At 67.3% G+C, this 21,682-nt stretch carries 19 protein-coding genes; 8 read left to right on the forward strand and 11 right to left on the reverse strand.

Going from position 1 to position 21,682, the window contains the following annotated elements:
• Positions 1-16 precede the first annotated feature (16 nt).
• The 5 genes from OC373_RS17990 to OC373_RS18010 all read right to left on the reverse strand — a co-directional run bounded on the left by OC373_RS17990 (position 17) and on the right by OC373_RS18010 (position 7,953).
• Positions 17-2,248 carry a TonB-dependent receptor gene (locus OC373_RS17990; RefSeq protein ID WP_070425164.1) on the reverse strand — a complete coding sequence of 744 codons (2,232 nt, stop codon included), beginning with the start codon at positions 2,246-2,248 and terminating at the stop codon, positions 17-19.
• A gap of 247 nt (positions 2,249-2,495) precedes the next feature.
• Complete coding sequence (locus OC373_RS17995) at positions 2,496-3,494, reverse strand: dipeptide epimerase (protein WP_261998218.1); 999 nt, start codon at positions 3,492-3,494, stop codon at positions 2,496-2,498.
• A gap of 184 nt (positions 3,495-3,678) precedes the next feature.
• On the reverse strand, positions 3,679-5,139 hold the full coding sequence (locus OC373_RS18000) for a serine hydrolase (protein WP_261998219.1): 1,461 nt from the start codon (positions 5,137-5,139) through the stop codon (positions 3,679-3,681).
• Between the two features lie 37 nt (positions 5,140-5,176).
• Complete coding sequence (locus OC373_RS18005; protein ID WP_261998220.1) at positions 5,177-6,799, reverse strand: D-aminoacylase; 1,623 nt, start codon at positions 6,797-6,799, stop codon at positions 5,177-5,179.
• Positions 6,796-7,953: an alpha/beta hydrolase gene (locus OC373_RS18010; protein WP_261998221.1), complete on the reverse strand. Its 1,158-nt coding sequence runs from the start codon at positions 7,951-7,953 to the stop codon at positions 6,796-6,798. The genes OC373_RS18005 and OC373_RS18010 overlap by 4 nt, the downstream gene beginning before the upstream one ends.
• 202 nt (positions 7,954-8,155) lie before the next feature.
• Here OC373_RS18010 and OC373_RS18015 point away from each other — a divergent pair, with 202 nt between their 5' ends.
• The 4 genes from OC373_RS18015 to OC373_RS18030 are packed head-to-tail and all read left to right on the forward strand — an operon-like array spanning position 8,156 to position 12,810.
• Entirely contained in the window at positions 8,156-9,508 is a 1,353-nt protein-coding gene (locus OC373_RS18015; protein WP_235318882.1) for a TolC family protein, read from the forward strand.
• Complete coding sequence (locus tag OC373_RS18020) at positions 9,501-10,517, forward strand: efflux RND transporter periplasmic adaptor subunit (RefSeq protein ID WP_261998222.1); 1,017 nt, start codon at positions 9,501-9,503, stop codon at positions 10,515-10,517. Before OC373_RS18015 ends, OC373_RS18020 begins: the two co-directional genes overlap by 8 nt.
• Entirely contained in the window at positions 10,514-11,701 is a 1,188-nt protein-coding gene (locus OC373_RS18025) for an ABC transporter permease (protein ID WP_261998223.1), read from the forward strand. Before OC373_RS18020 ends, OC373_RS18025 begins: the two co-directional genes overlap by 4 nt.
• Entirely contained in the window at positions 11,698-12,810 is a 1,113-nt protein-coding gene (locus tag OC373_RS18030) for an ABC transporter permease (RefSeq protein WP_261998224.1), read from the forward strand. The genes OC373_RS18025 and OC373_RS18030 overlap by 4 nt, the downstream gene beginning before the upstream one ends.
• Before the next feature lie 32 nt (positions 12,811-12,842).
• Here OC373_RS18030 and OC373_RS18035 read toward each other — a convergent pair whose 3' ends face one another.
• A complete protein-coding gene (locus OC373_RS18035) occupies positions 12,843-13,199 on the reverse strand; it encodes a YkgJ family cysteine cluster protein (RefSeq protein ID WP_019183696.1) in 357 nt (118 codons plus the stop codon).
• A 161-nt stretch (positions 13,200-13,360) separates the two neighbouring features.
• On the opposite strand from OC373_RS18035, the gene OC373_RS18040 reads away from it, so the two are divergent.
• On the forward strand, positions 13,361-13,765 hold the full coding sequence (locus OC373_RS18040) for a response regulator (RefSeq protein WP_261998225.1): 405 nt from the start codon (positions 13,361-13,363) through the stop codon (positions 13,763-13,765).
• Between the two features lie 97 nt (positions 13,766-13,862).
• On the opposite strand, the gene OC373_RS18045 is transcribed toward OC373_RS18040, so the two are convergent.
• From OC373_RS18045 to OC373_RS18060, 4 genes are read right to left on the reverse strand one after another with little or no spacing between them, the layout of a single operon-like run.
• Entirely contained in the window at positions 13,863-15,134 is a 1,272-nt protein-coding gene (locus OC373_RS18045; protein ID WP_261998226.1) for a carbohydrate porin, read from the reverse strand.
• On the reverse strand, positions 15,131-16,528 hold the full coding sequence (locus tag OC373_RS18050) for a cytochrome c (RefSeq protein WP_261998227.1): 1,398 nt from the start codon (positions 16,526-16,528) through the stop codon (positions 15,131-15,133). Before OC373_RS18050 ends, OC373_RS18045 begins: the two co-directional genes overlap by 4 nt.
• On the reverse strand, positions 16,525-18,165 hold the full coding sequence (locus OC373_RS18055; protein ID WP_261998228.1) for a GMC family oxidoreductase: 1,641 nt from the start codon (positions 18,163-18,165) through the stop codon (positions 16,525-16,527). Before OC373_RS18055 ends, OC373_RS18050 begins: the two co-directional genes overlap by 4 nt.
• A gap of 46 nt (positions 18,166-18,211) precedes the next feature.
• The gene (locus tag OC373_RS18060; RefSeq protein ID WP_261998229.1) at positions 18,212-18,757 is read right to left on the reverse strand and encodes a sorbitol dehydrogenase family protein; all 546 of its coding nucleotides are present in this window, start codon (positions 18,755-18,757) and stop codon (positions 18,212-18,214) included.
• A 181-nt stretch (positions 18,758-18,938) separates the two neighbouring features.
• On the opposite strand from OC373_RS18060, the gene OC373_RS18065 reads away from it, so the two are divergent.
• On the forward strand, positions 18,939-19,184 hold the full coding sequence (locus OC373_RS18065) for a hypothetical protein (protein WP_261998230.1): 246 nt from the start codon (positions 18,939-18,941) through the stop codon (positions 19,182-19,184).
• Between the two features lie 6 nt (positions 19,185-19,190).
• The gene (locus OC373_RS18070; RefSeq protein ID WP_019183689.1) at positions 19,191-19,385 is read left to right on the forward strand and encodes a hypothetical protein; all 195 of its coding nucleotides are present in this window, start codon (positions 19,191-19,193) and stop codon (positions 19,383-19,385) included.
• Between the two features lie 124 nt (positions 19,386-19,509).
• Here OC373_RS18070 and OC373_RS18075 read toward each other — a convergent pair whose 3' ends face one another.
• Positions 19,510-19,809, reverse strand: coding sequence for a hypothetical protein (locus OC373_RS18075; protein ID WP_070425179.1), 300 nt, complete (start codon positions 19,807-19,809; stop codon positions 19,510-19,512).
• A 211-nt stretch (positions 19,810-20,020) separates the two neighbouring features.
• Here OC373_RS18075 and OC373_RS18080 point away from each other — a divergent pair, with 211 nt between their 5' ends.
• Positions 20,021-21,607 carry an SDR family oxidoreductase gene (locus tag OC373_RS18080; RefSeq protein WP_261998231.1) on the forward strand — a complete coding sequence of 529 codons (1,587 nt, stop codon included), beginning with the start codon at positions 20,021-20,023 and terminating at the stop codon, positions 21,605-21,607.
• The last annotated feature ends 75 nt before the right edge of the window (positions 21,608-21,682 follow it).

Raw genomic sequence — 21,682 nt, forward strand, 5'->3', positions numbered from 1 at the left:
CGCCCTGCCCGTTCGGTCAGAAGCTGTAGTCCAACGACACACCCACCGTGCGCGGCTGCATCATCACCGCATTCCAGCGCCGGTACTGCTGCGCACCGGCCGCAGGAATCGTCCTGCCGGCCGCCACGTAGATGTCCTTGTTGGTGAGATTGGTGACGAAGAAGCGCACGGTCGTGTTCTGGCTGCTGACTTCGGCGGTCAGGTCCACCGTGGTGTAGCTGGGCAGGTCAAAGGACTGTGTCGACGCCACCGATGCCGCACGCTCGCCGTAGTAGCGCAGCGCGCCGCCGACGCTCCAGCCCCAGTCGCCACGCGTCGGGAACTGGTAATCGGCCTGCAGGCTGCCGGCCCATTCGGGCACCTGCGGCAGCTGGGCACCGGATTCGGCCTGGTTGGGGCCGCCCGGGCGGGCCGGCGGAATCGGTGCGGTCAGCTTGGCATCGGTGTAGGTCAGGCTGCTGCTCAGGCGCAACCCATCGATGGGCATCAGTGCGCCGGTGAACTCAACGCCCTGGCTGCGTGCTTCGCCGCCATTGACGCCATAGGAGATGCCCTGGGCCGTGAGCAGATTGAGGCGGATGTCATCCCAGTCGATGCGGAAGGCGGCCACTTCCACCAGCGCACGACGGTCCCAGAAGTGGCTCTTCAGGCCGGCTTCGTAGTTGATCAACGTGTCCGACTTGACCTGCGCGGGAACTTCCGGCGCGGCCGGCAGGATGGGGTTCGGGCTGCCGGCGCGGTAGCCGGTGGCTACGCGCACGTAGGCCATGGTGTCCTCGCCCAGGAACAAGCGCGGGCTGGCGCTCCAGGTGGTCACGCTCTCGGAGGATTCGGTGATCCGCTGCACCCCGTCACCGCCCAGCGGGCCGCCGAGGGTCTGGCGGAACTCCTGGTCGTTGCGCGCATGGCGCACGCCCAGGGCCAGATCGAAGCGGTCGGTGAATTTCCAGGTGGCGTTGCCGAACAGCGCCTTCTCTTTGTAGGTGGTCAGCACCGAGGCGGTGAACAGATCGAGCACCGGGTTGAAGGCCGGGCTCAAGGCGCTGCCGCGCTCGATGTAGGCCGCGTCTTCATCGGTGTAGAACGCGCCGAGCTGCCATTGCAGGCGGCTGTCGCCCTTGGAGGTCAGGCGGAATTCCTGGGTCCACTTCTTCAATTCGATATCCGTGTCCAGGCCGGCGTATGCCATGACCGGGCCCACGCCGGGTTTCTGGCCGAGCAGCGGAATGTACTCGACCGATTGGTCCTGCAGGCGCCAGGAGTTGGATTTCATCCAGCTGCTGGCCGAGGTGAAGTCGGCCCAGCCCACGTCCCAATCCACGGTCAGGCCGTACACGTCGTACTTGATCGTGCTCGGCTGCAGGAACAGGTACTCGTTCGAGTAGCCCGGCAGCTTCGGCTTGAACGTGACCGGGTCCAGGGCGACCGTCGCGAAATTGTCCCCCTTGTTTTCCTGGCGCATCGCCGTGAGCAGCACGTCCACCGTGTCCGAGGCTTTCCACAGCAGCGAGAGGCGGCCGGCGTTCTGGTACACGTCGTTGGTGTCGCGGCGATGCAGGACGCTGTTGTCGATCCAGCCCGGGCTGGTCTGCTCGGCATAGCTGGCGCGCAGGGCCAGCTGACCCTTCACCAGCGGCACGTTGACCGCAGCGCGTTCGGAATGACCCACCCGTCCACCATCGTCGACGACACGCATCGTCGCCCCGGCGCGGCCCGCGAAGTACTCCAGGTCCGGCCGCTTGGTGACGTACTTGACCACGCCACCCAGCGCGCTGGCACCGTACAGCGTGCCCTGCGGACCGCGCAGCACTTCCACGTTCTGCACATCGTAGGGAAGCAGGTCGAACATGCCCGAGGTGGCGCCGGACAGCGAGCCATTCGCGGTCAGTGGCACATCGTCCACGTAGATCGAGGTCGAGGCGGTGTTGCCCATCGGGGTGATGCCGCGGATCGAGATCGTCGAGCGGCCCGGCGCGCCGAGGCTGGTGATCTGCAGGCCGGGGACCAGGCCGGCCAGGTCGTTCATGTTGTTGACCTGCAGGCGATCGAGCTGCTCTTCACTGATGACACTGATCGACATCGGGATGTCGGTCACCACTTCCACGCGTTTCTGCGCAGTGGCGGTGACCGTGCCCAGCGTATGCACGTCATCGCGCTCGGGATTCTCGGCGGCGACCTGTGCCAGTGCCGTGGCGCTGCACCCCAGGGCCAGGATGCCTGCAGCGCAGGCCAGCGACAACGCGTTCATTCGGAGCGAACAGTGACTCATGGTGATGAGACCTCGGTAGCGAAGCTGGGAGCCCACGGCAATGGGCACGGAATGCGGCAGTCAGGGCACCCCGGCGTTCTGGGGTGGGGGCCGGCCTGGCAATGACGCTCCTGGGGACGAATGGCTGCTTACAAGCCCATGTAGGACACAATAGTCCTGTTCAGAGAACTGTCAATCCTGCGACGCAGCATTGACATCAAACCGTGAGCCAGGCGCGCCCCGCGCCTCAGCGTGCGGCGCCCCAGACCGCCTCGTCGCACCAGATCGTGCCGTCGCGATACACGACGCCAGGCGTGCGGTCCTGCTTGAGGAAGGTGGGGCCATCCAGGTCGACGAGATCGCACAACTGCCCGACCACGAAGCCCGGCGCAGCGCCCAGGCTGCTGCAGACCATGCAGCCGACCATGACGCCCAGATCCGCGTCGCGCGCGGCTTGCGCGATGAGCAGCGCCTCGGTGAGGCCGCCGCACTTGTCGAGCTTGATGTTGAAGACGTTGAAGCGACCCACCAGGCCGTCCACGTCGGCCAGGGTGAGCGCGCTTTCGTCCGCGGCCAGCGGAATGGGCGAGACGAATCCATCGAGATCGGCCTCGCGCCCGCGGGCCAGCGGCTGTTCGATCAGCGCCACACCGGCGTCCACCATGGCGGTGGCCAGCCGGTCGAGATCGCCGATCTGATACCCCTGATTTGCGTCGACGCCCAGCCACACATCCGGCCGTACCGCGCGGATGGCCGCAACGCGGGCGATGTCCAGATCGAGATCGCCCGTCAATTTGACCTTGATCGAACGCGCCTGACGGTAGGCCACAGCGGCCGCCGCCATCGCGGCCGGCTCATCGGCGCCGACCGTGAAGGTGGTCGGCAGTGGCCGCGGTGCCTCCAGCCCTGCAAGCGCCCACACGGGCGTTCGCGTCTGCCTGGATTCCAGTTCCCACAGGGCGGCATCGACCGCGTTGCGCGCGCCGCCGGCCGGCAGGATCGCACGCAGCTCCTCGCGCGTGGGATGCGCCTGGATCGCATCGCGCGCCGCTTCCAGCTGGATGCGCATGGTCTCCACGTCTTCGCCCAGGTAGTACACCCCGGTCGCCTCGCCACGCCCGATGTGCGTGCCGTCATCCAGGGTGACGAGGACGGCCAGGCGACTGTCGAACACGTGGCTGGAGATGCGGAAGGGTGCCGCAAGGCGCAGGGCGTCGACGGCGATACCGAGTTTCAGGCGGGGCATCAGACGTCCGCCCCGGTTGCGGCGCGGTCACGCGTCAACGCGGGCATTCCCAACAGCTGGATCAAGCACATCTGGTTTCCCTGCCTCATGGTGAGTAATTCTCACATTGAGACATTAATTCTCTCCTACGAGAACTGTCAACGGGCGCCGGGTTCGGCGCCCTCCTCTTGCCCTGCTTTGCTGCTTACTGGGCGGCGGGACCGGCGGTAGCGGCGGTGGCGGCGGGCGCAAGCGCGGCCGCGATCTCCGAGAGGTACTTGTTCCAGTCGAACTTCTGGCCTTCGGGCGTCCAGCCCAGGCGCACGATCACCGCATCCTGCGAGGGAATCACGGCCACGATCTGGTGGTTATGGCCCATCGCCATGAAGGCATCTGTTGAGACATCCTGTAGCACCTTGCGTCCTTCTCCGCCGGCCTCGGCCCGGTTCAGCCACAGCTGCGCGCCGTACGAGGGGCGCGAAGAGGCCGGGGTCGGTGTCACCGCGAAGTCGAGCCATTGCTGCGACAGCAGCCGCTTGCCGCCCGCCTCGCCGTGGTTCAGATGCAGCAGTCCGTACCGCGCCCAATCGCGTGCCGTCGCGTACCCGTACGAGCTGCCGACCAGCACACCCGATTCATCCGGCTCGATCAGTGCACTGCGCATCCCTGCGGGCTCGAACAGCCGCGTCTGTGCAAACCGGGTCATGCCTTCCAGCGTCCCACCGGTGGCCTCGAAGACGATCCGCGACAGGATGTTGGTCGTGCCGGACGAATAGCTCCAGAAGGTTCCCGGCGCGTGCTCCAGCGGCAACGCAGCGGCAAGCGCCCCCATGTCGCCGGCCTCGAACAACATCTTGATCGAGTCGTTACCGGGCTTGTAACTCTCCACGAAGGTGAGCCCGCTGGACATCGTCAGCAATTGGCGCAGCGTGATCGCGCCGCGCGGGTCGCCGGCGCCCTTCCACTCGGGCACCGGTGCCGGCTCGTCCAGCTTGAGCACGCCGTCATCGACCAACAGGCCGACCAGCGTACCCATGATGCTCTTGGTCGCCGACCAGCCCAGCATGCGCGTGCCCTGGTTGAAGCCGGGCGCATAGCGTTCGGCGACGATCGCCCCGCCCTGCACCACCACGATCGCCCGCGTGTCGGGATAGCCGCCGACGTTCTGCTCATCAAAGGCGGCGCTGACCGCGGCATCGAGTGCGGCCCGGTCAAGTTTCGCTTCAGCCGCCGCCTGCAGCGCAGGCACGGGCGTGTCGCCCTCGGGCCAGGGGCGCGCCGACAAGGGAGCAAGCGGTTTGAGCCGCCCCGCCTGCGTCTTGAGGGCCTTCAACGGAACATCCCCGGTGGTCAGGGTGCAGCCGACCGCCGGGCGATACAGCGCGGTACGGGTCGGCGTACCGGGCGCGGAGGCGGTGACCGTCCCGGCCTTGCGATCCACCGACAGCGCGACCGTTCTGGTGAACGGTGCCAGTGCATGCACGTCATCGCGCAGGACGTCGGCTTCGGTGCGGTTGGCCACGAAAATGCCCGCACACGCAAGCTGCGCCGAGACCGCGGTACCCAGATCGTCCGCGCTGGTGATCGGCGGTGCGGCCGCCAGCACCGGCGCGGAGGCGGCGAGCGCCAGGGCCAGAACGCTGCAGCGGGAGGAGTATCGAATCATGAGGTGGGTCCTGAAGTTGGTGTGGCGCGCACGTGGATCAGCGCGTGTGGCAGGCGTGGCGCAGCGCCGAGCCCGCCCGGGCGCCGGTGTGCCTGCCACCCTCGAAACTCACCACGCCGTTGACGATGACGGTCTCGATGCCGGTCGGCGCGCCGGCCGGTGCATCCCAGCTCGCCACATCGTCCAGCGTGTCCAGATCGAACAGCACGATGTCCGCGCGCATGCCCTCACGGATCAGCCCGCGGTCGCTCAAGCCCATCCGCTGCGCGGGCCAGCCGGTCATTTTGCGGACGGCATCCTCCAGCGTCAGCACCTGGTTCCGCTTGACATACTCGGCGATGATCCGCGGGAAGGTGCCGTAGGCACGCGGGTGCGGCAGGCCGATGGCGCCTTCGCTGCCGTAGTTCACCGCCGCCGCGGCATCACTGCCGATGCTGACCCAGGGCTGGCGCAGCGCGAGTTGCACATCCTGCTCGCTGATCATGAAATACAGCGCGACCGCGCGGTTGGGCAGCCCTTCGAGCGCGATATCCCAGGCCGCATCGGCCGGGTCCAGATTCAGTTCGGCACCAATCTCGGCCAGCGTCCTGCCGTGGAAGCGCCGGTACTTGTCGCTGAAGCTGTTGGCCAGGCGCACGTTCTGGAAACCGCCCGAGGCGTGCACCAGGTTCGACCAGCCGGGCATCGATCCAGCGGCGACTTCCTTCTTCATGCGTTCGCGTACCTTCGGATCGCGCACGCGCTCGATGCCCTTCTCGAGCCCATCGGCCCAGACCCAGCTCGGCGCGATGATCTCCAGCCCGGTGCCGCCGGCGGTATATGGGTACAGATCCGCGGCGACATCGACACCGCGGTCGCGCGCCGCATTGATCGTGGCCAGCGCCTGCGGCATCAGCTTGCCCCACTCCGGTGCATAGGCCGCCTTCAAGTGGAAGATCTCCACCTTCACGCCGCCCTTTTCACCGATCTCGATCGCTTCTTCGATCGCCTTGACCACGCCCTCGCTTTCGTCACGCATATGGGTGGCGTAGAAGCCATCGCATTGCGCGGCCACCTTGGCCAGCGAAATGAGATCCGAGGTGCTCTGGAAGCTGCTGGGCGCATAGATCAACGCGCTGGAGATACCGAACGCACCGGCCTCCATCGCGATCCTGACCTGCTCGCCCATGGCATCCAGCTGCTTGCGTGTCGGGGCACCGGCGGCATCGCCCATGACATGCACGCGGGCCTGGGTAGAGGAGTAGTAGGTGCCGAAGTTGACCGCGATGCCCTGCGTCTCCAGCTGCTTGAAGTATCCCGGCATCCCCGCCGCAGGCACCGGCGGTCCGCCCTCGCCGCCGATCAGCGTGGTCACGCCCATGCGGAGCTTGTTCTCCGCGGCGCCATCCTTGAGCAGCGCCGCGCCGGACTGGTCCATCATGTCGATGAAGCCCGGCGACACATAACGCCCGCGCGCGTCGATCTCGCGGGTGCCGGTCCCCGGCACCTGGCCGACCCGTGCCACCCGCCCGTCCTTGACCGCCACATCGGCACGGACCCAGGGGTTGCCGGCACCGTCCAGTACGCGGCCGCCACGGATCACCAGGTCATAGTCGGCGGCGGCCGCATGGGCGGCGAACAGCATCGACACACCGGCCCAGAGCAGAGTGCGCTTCATCATTTCATCTCCTTGTCGGTACGCGCGTCTGCACGCACGTCATCCACGACCTCACGAACCGCGTCCACCACCCGATCCGGCTGATCGATCTGGATGTAATGGCCGGCGTCGCTCACGATCTGTTGTTGCCCGCGGCTGGACATGGCGGCCTGCTCGGCATGCAGGGTGCGCCATTCCTGCTTGAACCGGGCGCCCTCCTCCGCGGTCAGGCCCATCTTTTCCAGCTCCTCGGGCTTGAACGGCTTCAGCGCGGTCAGCACGATCACCGGGCGATCGCCAAACGAGGTGACCGCGCGGGCATCGTCCATGGTGCTGTCGAAACCATCCACTTCAGCGGTCGCGCCCTTGACCGAGGCACTGGAGAAGGCGGTGATCTCCGCCGCCTCATCCTCGGGGCGGGGACCATGATCGGCGCGCGAGAACAGGAAACGCACCAGGCCGGTCCGCGACAGTGCCGTCGCGGTATGCATCAACAGCGACACCTTCTTCGGGTGGACGTTGATGCTGACCACGCTGCCAAGCCGGGTGATCTGATCTGGATGCGAGGGGTCGACCATCACCAGCCCGGCGACCTGATCGCCGTAGCGACCCACATAGGTCCGGATGTAGGGCCCGCCGATCGAATGGCCGACCAGCACCAGCGGATCGGTGATGCCGGCGCCCTTCAACAACGCATGCAGATCATCAGCCACGGCCGATGCACGCTGCGGGGAATCCTTTGCGTCGCTGCGCATGATGCCGGCACGGTCGTAGGCGCAGGCGCGGGTAAAGCGGGCGATCCGGTCGTGCACGCGGGTCCAGTCGAGGGTGCCGCCTGTGCCCAGGCCGGATTCGAAGATCACCGTCGGCGAGCCGCTGCCCCGGCACTCGATATGCATCTGCCGCCCGCCGATGTCGACCATCTCGCCGCGCAGCGGGTGCGCGTCCGCCGCGTTCCGGCGCGCCAGCGCCTCGTACACGACGCCCACCAGGGTGAGGAGAATCACGAGGGCCAACAGACCCAGCAGGATCCACTTCACCCATCGCCAAAACCGCCGCCAACCCTTTACTGCTGTCATGTCGTGCTCTCTTGAAGGGCGTACTGAAGCGCGTATCGCCCCGCGGTTCCGGCTCGCGCGGCGTTCAAGGGAGGACCACCCCATGCGGCAGACAATCATCCCGAATGGGATATAAACGTCCTGATAGGAGAATTGTCAATGTGCACTGCGCCACTGTCCGGGTTCCCACGGTCACCGTTGTGAAGACCCGCACTTCACGCGACGCACACTACCCTCTTGCCGTCACACCCCACGGAGCTGCCCCCTCGTGAGCCGGCATTGGCCGCCAACGCGCGCGTTAAAAGGACTTTCCAGTCTCTCCCTGCTGTTTTTCAGTGGCCTGGCCATCGCCCAGCCCGCCCCGGGCGCCGCCGCTATCCCCGCGCTGGACTGGCAGCAGTCCCAGCAGCGGCTGGAGCAGGTCTCCGATGCGCTGGCCGCCGCCGATGCGTCGGTGCGCAACAAACAGGACCTGCAGGACGCCACCCGCCTGTTGCGGTTGCCGGAGATCACCGGTGAAGTGCGCCGCCTGCAGTTCCAGAAGACCCTCACCCTCCCCTTGGGTTCGCTGGCCCCGGTTGCCGAAGCCTTCGGTATCGATTCGCCGCTGCAGTTCACCGAGCGTGACTGGCGTACCCGCCCGGTGGTGACCGCGGTGCTGCCGCTGTATACCGGCGGGCTGATCCCGGCGGCGCAGCAGGCGGCGGCCGGCGCGACCGACCAGGCAAGTGCCGAGCGCGAGTCGCAGCGGCAATCGCTGAGCGTGCAGCTGGCCCAGGCCTATTTTGGTCAGCGCCTTGCCGAGCAGGCCGTCGATGTGCGGCGGGATGTCCGCGATGGCCTGCAGCGCCACCTCGACGACGCCTTGAAGCTTGAGCGCGAGGGCTTTGCCACCCGCGCCCAGCGCCTGCAGGCCAACGTGGCCCGCGACAAGGCCGAGCGCGATTACCAGAAGTCGCTCAACGATCTGCAGACCCTGAAGGCAGCGCTGGCCACCCTGCTCCGCAGCGGCGGCGAGGTCCGCCCGGTGTCGCCGCTGTTCGTGCATCGCGCGCCGATCGGTGCACTGCCCACTTTCGAACGCGAGGCCCAGGCCCGGCAGCCGCAGATCGCCCGTCTGCGCGCCCTGGTGGCGCAGGCCGAACAAGGCGTGCGCGTGCAGCAGGCCAAGCTCAAACCCACCGTGTTCCTGTTCGGCCAGTACGATTTCCGCCGTCGCGACGAGATGCTGACCGATCCGGACTGGGCGTTCGGCATCGGCCTGAAGTACACCTTCCTCTCGCCCAGCTCGCGCCCGGCCCAGATCAGCGCCGCCCGCGCGCAGCAGGAGCAGGCTGAAGCCGGCCTTCGCGAGGCCGAGAACCAGGTGACGCTGGGCGTTCGCAAGGCCTGGTACGAACTGGACACCGCCCGCCAGCAGTTCCTGTTGCTGGACAGCAGCATCGAACAGAACCGTGAGAACCTGCGCCTTCAGGAGCTGGCGTTCCGCGAAGGCCAGGCGACCTCGCTGGACGTGATCGATGCACGGCTGGGGTTGGGGGGCGCGCAGGTGGAACGCGCGCAGGCCGCCTATCAATACGACGTAGCGCTGGCACAGCTGCTGGAGATCAGTGGACAGATGGACCGATACGAAGAATTCCGCCGCCGGGGCGACGAGGTGATCGCGCATGAATGACACATTGCAGGCCGCGGCCGACGCGCCGCCGCCGAAGAAGCGCAAGGCGGGCATCCTCATTGGCCTGGCCCTGGTGGTCGTCGTGGTGGTCGGCCTCTGGCTGGCCTGGCGCACCCCGGCCGAGCAGCTACAGGGCATGGCCGACGCCGACACCATCAACGTAGCCGCGAAGATCACCGCGCGTCTTGCCGAGCTGAAGGTGCGCGAAGGCGACCGGGTCAAGGCCGGCCAGGTGCTGTTCGTGCTCGACAGTCCGGAAGTGGCGGCCAAGGAAGAGCAGGCGCATGGTGCACTGGAAGCGGCGCGTGCCGTGGCCGACAAGGCCGACGAAGGTGCACGCAGCGAGGATATCCGCGCTGCGCAGGCCAACTGGAAGCGTGCCGAAGCCGGTGCCACCCTGGCCGAGGCGACCTATCAGCGCGTGCAGAACCTGTTCAACGAAGGGGTCATGACCCGGCAGAAGCGCGATGAAGCGTTGGCGCAGGCGCGCAGTTCGCGCGAGCTCTCCAATGCCGCACGGGCGCAGTACGACCAGGCGCTGGCCGGCGCCCGTGACCAGGACAAGCGCGCCGCGCAGGGCCAGGTCCGCCAGGCGCAGGGCGCGGTGGCCGAGGTCAACGCTGCCCGCGATGAGGTCAACGGCCGCGCGCCGGTGGCCGGCGAGATCAACAAGCGCATGTCCGATATCGGCGAGCTGGTGCCGGCCGGCTACCCGGTCTTCACCCTGGTCGACATCGACCACATGTGGGTTTCGGTGAACCTGCGCGAGTCGCAGATGGGCGGCCTGAAGGTGGGCAGCCGCCTGCACGGCAGCGTTCCCGCGCTGGACCGCAACGCCGACTTCGAGGTGTATTTCATCAATCCGGCGGGCGACTACGCTACCTGGCGCGCCACCCGGCAGTCGTCCGGCTATGACGTGCGCAGCTTCGAGATCCGGCTGCGCCCGGTCGCCCCCATCGAAGGTTTCCGGCCGGGGATGAGCGTGCTGTTCGCGTGGCCGCAGGGATGAACCGCCGGGCGTGGGCGGGCATCACCGCCTCGCTGCAGCGCGAGCTGCAGCACCTGCGTCAGGATCGTGCCGATCTGCTGCTGGTCACCCTGCTTCCAGCGCTGATGCTGGGCGTGATGGCGTGGCTGTTCGCGGCCTCGGTGATGCGCGATATCCCGATCGCCGTCGTCGATCTGGACCGCAGCGCCGAGAGCCGGCAGCTGGCCCGGATGCTCGATGCAAGCCCCGGGGTGCGCGTGGCCAGCCAGCCGATCAGTCTGGCCGATGCGCAGTCGCAGCTGCGGCGGCTGGACGTGTTCGCCGTCGTACTGGTGCCGCGCGATGCGACCCGCAACGCCCTGCGTGGCGAACAGGGCACGGTGTTCGCGTACTACAACGCCACCTATCTCACCACTGGCCAGTCCGCCGTGCGCGACATCGTTGAAGCCGTCAGCGCCTGGAATGCGCGCCTGCTGGGCGGGCGCATCGCCAAGCAGGTGGGCCCGGCCAAGCTGCGCGCGCCGCCGATCGCGGTGCAGTCGGACATCCTGCACAACCCGGCACGCAGCTATGAGCTGTTCCTGCTGCCGCTGCTGTTTCCGGCGGTTCTGTCGCTGGGGTTGGCGTTGGCGGTCGCGGCCAGCCTGGGCCGCGAAGTGCGCGACGGGCACCTGCGCGCGTGGCTCGGCGACGCCCCGTGGTCGGCCATCGTCGGCAAGATCGCGCCCTATGTCGTGCTGTTTTCGGCCTACGGGGCGCTCGGTGTGCTCTACCTCGCGCGGGTCCGTGGCGACGGCATCGCCGGCAGCACGTTGTTGCTGATGCTGGGCCAGCCGCTGTTCTATCTGGCCTGTGCGGCGGTGGCGCTGCTGTTCGTGGGGCTCACCCGCGACATGGGCAGCGCGCTCTCCGCGATCGGCCTGAGCATCGGGACTGCCTTGGCATTTTCCGGGGCGACGTTCCCGGTGGTGGATGCGCCACTGTTCACCCGCATCTGGAACGCGCTGCTGCCCCTGACCGCCTACGTCAAACTGCAGACCCAGCAGCAGTTCGTCGGCGCCCCGTGGAGTGTTTCCCTGTGGCCGCTGGGTACCCTGCTGCTGATGGTGCTGGTGGCGGGCGGCATCGGGGGGTGGCGCTTGATCGCCGCCGCGCGGGCTGCCGATCCGGGCACGCCGGCCGCGGCGTCCGGAGCCAGCGCATGAGCCGCTTCGGCAGCAGCCTGCGCCTGACCCTGCGCACGGTCCTCACCGACCGCTACGCAGTCGTGCTGATGGTGGGCGCGGTGGTGCTGTACTCGTTCTTCTACCCGGCTGCCTACCGCCACCAGGTGGCGACCAATCTGCCCATCGTGGTGGTCGACCACGACCAGAGCGCGACCAGCCGGGAACTGCTGCGTCGCGTGGATGCGCTGCGCACGGTGCGCATCGTCGACCAGCCGGCCAGCGTCGACCAGGCCCGGAATGAAATGGAAGCCGGCCGGGCCGAAGGCATCCTGCTGATCCCCGCCAACCTCGAGCGCGACATCCTGCGTGGGGGCAACGGGTATCTGGTGCTGATGGGCAACGGCGCCTACCTGGGCCGCGCCAGCTGGGTGCTCGGCGGCGTGGCCGATGCCCTGACCGCGTTCGCCCGGGAAGCGGCGGTGTCCCAGGCGGCCTTCATGGGCGCGCCGCAGGCACCGCCGATCACCCTGGTGCAACGCCCGCTGTTCAACACCCAGGAGGGCTACGGCAGCGCGATCGTCCCCGGCGTGGCCGAACTGATCGTGCACCAGACCCTGCTGATGGGCATCGGCGTGCTGCTCGGTGCGCGGCGGCTGGCGCTGGGCCGGCGGCTGCGTTTCGACCTGCCGACGTTGGCCGGGATGGCCGTCGGCTTCGGTGCGATCGGCCTGCTCGGCCTGCTCTACTACGCCGGGTTCACCGCGTGGGTGCAGGACTATCCGCGCGGTGGCAATCCGCTCGGGCAGCTGCTGGGCGGCGCCTTGTTCATCGCAGCCACGGTGGCGTTCGGCCTGTTCGTGGGCAGCTTTTTCGCCACCCGCGAGCGTGCGTTCCAGGTCGTCATCGCCTGCTCGATCCCGTTGTTCTTCCTGGCCAACCTGTCCTGGCCGGCGGTCACCTCACCGCCGGCACTGGTCGCGTTGGCGCACCTGCTGCCCACCACGCCCGGCATCAACCTGATGGTGCGCTTGAACCAGATGGATGCCAGCCTCAGCGAAGTCAGCCACGAAATATGGACGCTGGCGGCGCTGCTGGCACTGTACGGGGGCCTCGCCGTCTGGCGTCTGGGCGCCCGCAGGTCGAGCTGAGGGCATGGCGTCCCGCACAGCCACAGTGCCCGTCAGATGAGGACCTGGCGGGTGCTGCGCAGAAACTGGTGGATCTCGGCTTCGACGCTTTCATCCAGCATGTAGACCGGTCGCTGGCCGTTCGGGCAGCGCAGCGTAGGCGTGGTCCCGAACATGCGGCAGATCAACGGCCGCTCTTCGTAGACCTCGCAGCCATTGGCGCCCAGATACGGGCAACTCAGCGCTTCCAGGGCGGCGGCATGCTCGGCATCGCTCTTGAGCGGCAGGCGGGCCACTTCCTCGCTGGAGGCGGTGACCGGCCCACAGCAGTCGTGGCACCCCACCACGCAGCGGAACGAAGGAATCTGCTCGCGCAGCCGCTGGATCGCGTCACGGGTCGCATAGGGCATGGGGAGGGCACTCGTCAGCGTCAGCGGCTGGCCATTTTACGCCTCCGGCGGCCGCGGCGGCGGCTGCCGGCCGGCGCGTGTCAACGGACAGGCAACGGCCCTTCCCTCGTCCTTGACGCGTGCAGGCACACCATGGAGGCCTCTTCTTCTGTCCCACCCCCATGAACCGTTCCACTGTTGTACCTACTGGCCGTACCGTACTGGTTGTTGAAGACGACGCCGAGCTCTCCCGGTTGTTCATCGAAGTGCTGCAGGAGGCAGGTCATACGGCGGTCACCGCTGATTCCGTGACGGATGCGCTCAGCGCCCTCACCGGCCAACGATTCGATGCGGCCATCCTCGACGTGGAGCTTCGCGACGGATCTGTTTTCCCCGTGGCCGACCGACTGGCCGCCACCGGCACCCCCTTCCTGTTCGCCTCCGCGGTCTATCACCAGATAGTGCCACGCGCCCATCAAAAGGTGCTGTTCGTGTCCAAGCCCTTTGACATCCGCGTGTTGCAGCAACGGGTGGCAGAAGCGCTGGCCACAGGACCGGGGAAAACGGGCAACGCACAGCAGGCCTAGAGCCCCAGCGACGACGCAGCGCCGCGACCGCACCGACCGCGCGGTCGCATGGTCCCGGGACAGAGCGCCTGCATTACGGGCGCCCTGTGCCCCCCCCTCAAAGCGTCGCCTGCGCCTGCAGCGTGAACACCCAGCTGTCCGGGCGGCTGTCATACGCACCCGGCCGCGCGACGTACTGCACCGCGGGCCGCAGGATCAGCCACGGGGTGACCTGCACGCCGTAGTTCAGCTCGACGAACTGCTCGTTGCTCTGCACGTCCTTGCCGGTAATGCGCTGGTACTGGGCGAGGCGGTCGGAGATGTCCAGCCGGGTCCAGGCGAGACTGAGCACGTCGTCTTCGCGCGAGGCCACGACACCGCGCCAACTCAGGCCGGCCTCCCACGAGTAACGCATCAGGCCGGTCCTGGCATCCGCGCGCGTGGCCACGCCAAATACCGACACCCCGCGCACGGTGTCGCCTTCGGGTTTGAGCACGCGCTGCGCCAGCTGGATGTAGGAGCCGCTGCGATGGGAGGCACGTGGCGCCGCCGGATTGCCGATATCGTCGGCGTTGGAGGTGTCCAGGTAGTAGCCCACCTTGTAGGTGCCGCCGTAATGCGCGCCGGTGTTGCCGTGGCTGTAGCCCACTTCGACAGGCAGGAACAGACCGGTCTTGCCACGGTCGGACACCCGGAAGCCGCTGCCGGCCTGCTTGCGCATCGGCACGACGTCATAGATGCCGGTCTGCGCGTACCAGCCGGAAGGGTCGGCCCATTTCACCCGAAGGCCCCACTGGCCGGTCGGGTTGTCGAGCCAGCCGGAACTGTAGATCGGCCCCAGCGGGTGGCCGCACTGGCCGTTGTTGTTGAAATTGCAGGTATAGGGCAGACCACCGAAGTCGTTGCCCATCGAGTAGAAGCCGCCCTTCAGGCTCAAGCGCTTGTCCAGCAGCCAGCGCTCGTAGGAGAGTTCATTGAAACGCAGGTTCTGGCCCTGCCCGTAGAAGGCCTGGTTCTGCACGTAGGAGCCGGTGGAGCGGTCGTTGACCGCGTTGCCGAAGCGGTCGGAAAAGACCACGCGCATCGTGCCGTCCACACCGAAGGCCTTGCCGGTGTCGATCAACGCGCCGACGTCGACGTGCTCGGCGGTGGACCAGCCAGTACCTTTGTAGCCGTCGCTGTTGACGCCGGTGGCGACCACGATCCGGGCGCTCGGGGTCACACCGCGGTCCTGCAGCCATATCCGGGCCGCCCACGCCGCGCTCAGCGGTGTCTGGGCGATGGTATCCACCGGTTTCGGCTTGGGCGCCTCGGCGTCGGCCGCCCAGGCCGGCATGCTGGTCGCGGCCGCCAACAGACCAAGGGTGATCAGACAGGGGGTGTATTTCATGCTGAGGCCCTCCGCAGCCTGCGTTTCTTCCAGGCGCGTCGCACCATCGCGATCACCACCACGAACGCCGCAAGCCCGAGAATGAGCAGCGGCAGCCACAGGCGTGCGATCTTCGCCAGCAAGGGCTTCTCACCGCCGTCGCGGATCAGCGCGACCTGCGCTTCCGTCACCTGATCACCGGGGCCGAAGTTGGTCCGTACATATGTCGCAACGGCGGCGATATCGGCATCGCTCAACGCCTGGACGTAAGAGCCCTCGGAGAAATGCGGCATCAGCACATGCTGGCCATCCACCTCGCGGTCGATGCCGCCGATGATGGTGGCCACCAGGTTCTGGGGCCGGGTCATGCCGACGGTGCTGTTGTGCACCAGCGACGGGTAATAGCCGTCCTTGCTGCCCTCGCCCTGTGGCCCGTGGCAGCTGGCGCACAGGCCGGAATACAGCACCGCACCGGAGGTGATCGGCGCGTCCGTGCCGCGCACCGGCTGCTCACCGGGCGCCTTGGCGGCATCGCCCCAGGCGAAGGCGGCACGGGTGGCGTCCTTGTCGGCCACCGCAGGCACGGTCCGCAGGTAGGTCACAATGGCGCTGATGTCTTCATCGCGCAGCTTGGAGAGGCTGTTGGTCACCGCCTCGGCCATGCCGCCGCCGGCCTGTCCCTTGCCCTCCACCCGGCCGGTCTTGAGGTATCGGGCCAGTTCGTCATCGCTCCAGCCGCCGATGCCGCTGATCGGATGGGAGGTGATGTTGGGGGCATACCAGTCACCCAACGAACCGCCGGCGAAGGCTTTGCCACCCACCTCCTGCATCATCAACCCGCGCGGGCTGTGGCAGCTGGAGCAGTGCGCCAGCCCTTCCACCAGATAGGCGCCGCGATTCCACTGCGCGCTCTGCGCCGGATCAGGTTTGAAGGGCGTCTTGTCCAGGAACAGCAGATTCCACACCGCCATGGACGAGCGGACGCTGAAGGGGAACGGCAGCTCGGTGGTCTGCGCCTCTTCATCGACCGGCGCGACGGCCTGCATGAAATAGACGTACAGCGCGTGGATGTCCTCGTCGGTCAGTTTCGCGTACGAGGTGTAGGGCATCGCCGGATACAGATGCGCGCCGTCCTTGCGCACGCCCTCGCGCACCGCCTTGGCGAAATCGCCTTCCGTGTAGTTGCCGATGCCATGGCTCTTGGACGGGGTGATATTGCTGGCCCAGATCTCGCCCAGTGGCGAGGCGATCGCATAACCGCCCGCGTACGGCTTGCCCTGCTTCGGGCTGGTATGGCAGGCCACACAATCGGCGGCCACGGACAGGTAGCGACCGCGCTCGACCGTCTCGTCGGCGCGTGCAACCTGGCTGCCACCGGCCAGCAGGCCGAACGCGATGAGGAGTAAGGTCTTCATGCGGCACGCTCGATCGCATCGGCCGCGCGCAGCGCCAGCGCAGCCATGGTCAGGGTGCTGTTGACGACGCTGGCCGAGACCATCGCGCTGCCACCCGGCAGCCACAGGTTCGGGTGGTCATGCGCGCGGCAGTCGCCGTCGACCACGGAATCCCGGGGGTCGGCACCCATGATGGTCGAGCCCATGATGTGGTTGTTGGCGTTGAGCGCCGTGGTGATGACGAACTCTTCGGCATTGAAGAGCGTGCCGATGTGCCGCAGCTGCTCGCAGGACTTGTCGTAGCCCTTGCGCGCGTAATCGCCCAGCGAGTAATGGATGTCCGGGCAGGCCAGACCATGACCATCGACGCGGGTTTTGGAGAGCGTCAGCCTGTTGCTCGGATCCGGCAGCGGCTCCAGGCTGATCGACAGGTCCACCCCGTAGATCGAGCGGCGGCGGATTTCCGCATCCAGGGCCTCACCGGCCAGCCCCATCTTCAAGGCCTGGTCGGTGGCGATCGCCACGCGGCTGATGTTGTTGAGGATGATCTTGGTCGCCGAGTACTCCGAGCGGAACGCCCCGTCGCGAGGCCCGACCATGCAGCTGGACTGCGCCGGACCACGTCCCAGCCAGATCGGCCGGTCGGCAATGAAGGAGCAGTGGAAGCCGGAGTGGTCCAGCATGTTGCGGCCGACCTGGTCGGAGGAATTGGCAATGCCGTTCGGGTTCTGTTCGTTGGCGGCCAGCAGCAACAGGCGCGGTGTTTCCAGCGCGTTGCAGGCGATCACGAAACTGCGGCCGGTGGCCTTGTGGCTCACCTTGTCGCTGTCATACCAGTGGATCGCGGTGACCCGGTTCTGGTCGTCGGTATCGATTCTGTACGCCACCGATTCGGCCAATACCTTGGCGCCCAGCGCCTCGGCGGCCTGGACGGTGTGCACGCCGTTGTACATCGCCCCGATCGGGCAGATCGGCTGGCAGTTGTTGTTGCCGCAGCAGGCAGGCCGGTCATTCCACGGCTTGATCATGCGCCCCTGCGGAATCGGCACCAGGTTGTAGCCGTGCGGATTGACCACCTCGGCGAACACCTTGTCGCCGTTGCCCCAGGGAATCATGTCGGCCAGGTAGGGCTTCGAGCGCTCCGAGGGGCTCTGCTGCGCCGGGTCGTTCGGCCCGGACACGCCCATGGCCTCCTCGGCACGGCAGTAGTACGGCTCGATGTCCTCGTAACTGATCGGCCAATCGCGACCGACGCCATAGGCCGATTGCATCTTGAAGTCGACCGGGAGATGGCGCCAGCACGACGCCGCCCAGTGCCAGGTGGTGCCGCCGACGGCCTTGATGAAGCCCTGATGGAAGCTGCTGGCATCGGGCCCGGTCAGCCCGACGTAGTCGTTGGCGGGGAAATACAGCGGCGCCGTCGCGAATTTCGATTGCGGGAATGGCCCCTGGAAGTCGCTGCCGATACGGCGCTCGAAACTGACGTTGCGCCAGTTCTCGACCACATCGGAGCGGTTCAAGCGGGGCCCGGCCTCGAGGACCAGGACCGATTTGCCGGCGCGCACCAGCTGGTGGGCGATCAATGCACCGACGACGCCCGAGCCGACGATCACGACGTCGGCATCGACGTCGCCATCACGGAAAACCGGAGCTTTCATGAGAGGGATTCCAGATCAGTAACAGGGAAAAGAGAACCGCGCAGGCTTATGCGTGGGCTCGAATCGGGGCCGGCGGCTCAGCGGTCCACCAGGCGGGTCCGCCCTGGACATAGGTCGGTGGCGAAAGGCCATCGTCCACGCAGCGCTGCATCAGCGCATCGCGATAGGAAACGGTCACGGCATGGACCCCTTTGCCCACCGTGCCGGTATACCAGGCAGTGATGATGGCAAGGGCCGCGGGCTGGGCCTCGCCGGCGGCGGCGACCAGCGCCGTGGCACCGCTCACCTGCCCGGCCAGCGTGACCAGGGCAGGAAACTGCGCATGCAGGTCGGGCTGCAGGGTGGCAAACGCCTTTTCGATCCGTTCGGCCGTGGCCGGGTCGAGGTCGTGCTTGTCGGTCAGGGCGCGGGACAGCGAGAGAAAGGGGGTATCGGTCCTGGCCGCCGGCGCTGCTGCGGCGGGCGTTGCCACCGCAGGCGCTTTATCACGACAGGCCGCGAGCAGCGAAACCGAACCAACCGCAAGAAGGAAGCCTCTTCGTGTGAGGCCGTGCCTGTGCCGGTTCTCGTCCACTCCCTCGGGAATACTCATGATGTCTACTCTGCTCCGTAACACGCCGGCTCCCCGCCCGCAGACCACGGAACGGCTAAGCATCGACGGCGGCAAGGGTACTCCATGCCGCTGTCGTCACAGAGTGATCAACGAGGTGATCACGGATCAGCAACAGCCTCAGCGTTACAAACCGGAGTGGTATCACTCCCGGAGAATCGTCATGCGCACCTTGTTGCTCACCGCCCTTGCCACGATGGCGCTGTCTGCCTGCAGCCAGGCCGAGCACACTGATCAAGGCAAGCACGCCGATACGATCGAGCAGCCTGCCGCTGCCCCGGCCGCGAACGATACGTCGCGCAACGTGCCCGGTGGCGGTAGTGGAACGGCCGCCTCCGAGGCGCAGGACTCCGGGCACGGCACCGGGACCAGCGCGGAGCCGAAGCGCGAATCCCCGCCGAAGCCGTGACCCCCCATGACCCCACTCGATAAACCGGTGCGCCGGGAGGTCCAGATCGGCGACCAGGCATACACGCTGACCATCGATCCCGACGGCCTGAAGCTGGTGCCGAAGGGAAAGCGGAATGGCCTCACCCTGAAGTGGGCCGAACTGGTGAATGGTGACGCCGCGCTGGCCACTGCGCTGCAGGCCTCGCTCGCGTCAGGCTGAGCGAGCGCGACGTTCGTGCCCGATCAGGTCTGGACGTTGCTCTTGGATCTGGCGTGCTCATCGGCCGGCAGATCTGCACCCTGCGACGGCGTGTCCGCATGCTCATGCGGCTGCCCGGATCGGATCAGGTGCCGCACACGCCCGCCGCACGCCACTGGCGCAATGCGGCCCCCTTCAGGGACTGCTCGCCGCAGCCGGTGGGGCAGCGCAGCAGGCGCGCCGCCGAGGTGCTCACGAATCCTTCCCCTTCCCGGGCGTTGAACACCACCTCACAGGACAGGCACCGCGCCACCATCGAGTACAGATGCACGATACGGCCGCTGCCCGGGTCCTGCAGGGCGCTCACATCCAGCAGCTCGAAGTGGCAACTGTCCGGCAACGGGCGCCGGGGAAGCGGAAGGGACACGGAGGTCTGCAGGCTCACGGGGAAGGGCCATCGATTGGGTGGAGGCCACTCTATGGGGCGCGGTGTGGAGCGGATGTGGAGCCAGGGACGGGCGCCGCTCAGCACCAAATCCCAGGATCAGGGACAATAGCCGCCCATCGTTTGCCCCGGCCTGCCGGCGCATGCCCCGTCGGGGGCCACCGCGCGGCGCCCGCCTGCCTGTCTTCCTGCTGCTTTTCCCGGACCCGAATTGAATACCACCGCCCTGCCCCTTGCCGACGACGACCTGCCCCTGACCGACCGGCTGCGCGCCGCGCTGGACCTGCTGGAGGCCATCGAAGCCGACCGCAGCGTGCTCGATACGCTGCCCGACGCCGACCGTACCCGCCTGCACCAGGTGGTGGCGAAGGTCTACCACCCCGAGCCCAAGGCGCGGCGGGCGAAGCTGAAACAGCAGGCCAAGCAGCGCCACCAGGAAAAGGTGGCCAAGGCCGAGGCCCTGCTGGAGCAGACCGGCATCCGCGCCCTGCGCCGCAAGCCCGTGTTCAGCACCCCGAATTACTTCCCGCCCCATGCCGCCGGCCTGCATGACGCCTCCAATGGCGAGCACGCCGCCGCCGCGCCGGAGCCGGTGCATTCCCCGGAGCTGCGCCACTGCTATGTGTGCAAGCAGAAGTTCACCCAGCTGCACCATTTCTACGACCAGATGTGCCCGGCCTGTGCCGAGCTGAACTTCTTCAAGCGCACCGAAACCGCCGACCTGAGCGGGCGCGTCGCGCTGCTGACCGGTGGCAGGGTCAAGATCGGCTACCAGGCCGGACTCAAGCTGCTGCGCGCCGGCGCCGAGCTGATCGTGACCACGCGCTTCCCGCGTGACTCGGCCGCGCGCTACGCCGAAGAGCCCGACTTCGCCGAATGGGGCCACCGCCTGCAGGTGTACGGCCTGGACCTGCGCCACACCCCCAGCGTGGAGGCCTTCTGCAGCGAACTGCTGGCCACCCGCCCGCGCCTGGACTTCATCATCAACAACGCCTGCCAGACCGTGCGCCGCCCGCCGCAGTTCTATGCGCACATGATGGCCGGTGAAACCGCGCCGCTGCACGAGGTGCCGGACACGCTGCGCAAGCTGATCGGCGATTACGAAGGCCTGCGCAGCGCCGAACTCCTCGGCACCACCGCCTCGGCCGGGCTGCCGGTGGTCCAGGGCCGCGACTTCAATGCCGCCAACGGCCTGACCCGTGCCGCCGAGCTGTCGCAGGTGCCGCTGCTGGACGATGAGCTGGTGGCGCAGCAGCATCTGTTCCCGGACGGTCGCCTGGACCAGGACCTGCAGCAGGTGGATCTGCGCGGGCGCAACTCCTGGCGCATGCTGATGGCCGAAGTGCCCTCGGTGGAGCTGCTGGAAACCCAGCTGGTCAACGCCATCGCACCGTTCATCATCAATGCGCGCCTGAAGCCGCTGATGCTGCGCACGCCCGAGCGTGACAAGCACATCGTCAACGTTTCGGCGATGGAGGGGCAGTTCTACCGCAACTTCAAGACCACCCGCCACCCGCACACCAACATGGCCAAGGCTGCGCTGAACATGATGACGCGCACCTCGGCGGCGGATTACCAGAACGATGGCATCCACATGAACAGCGTCGACACCGGCTGGGTGACCGACGAGGATCCGGCGGATATCGCAGCCAAGAAAGTGAAGGAAGAGCGCTTCCATCCGCCGCTGGATATCGTCGACGGCGCCGCCCGCATCGTCGACCCGATCATCCACGGCATCAACACCGGTGAGCACGTCTGGGGTCAGTTCCTGAAGGACTACGCGCCCACCGACTGGTAACTGCATCCAGCTGCGTGTGTCGTACGTATAGCCTGGAAGGAACGCCGCCGGTTCGAGCGGCAAGGGACAGGAGGC

This window comes from Stenotrophomonas sp. Ste96, assembly GCF_024519495.1.
GTDB classification, from domain to species: Bacteria; Pseudomonadota; Gammaproteobacteria; order Xanthomonadales; family Xanthomonadaceae; genus Stenotrophomonas; species Stenotrophomonas bentonitica_A.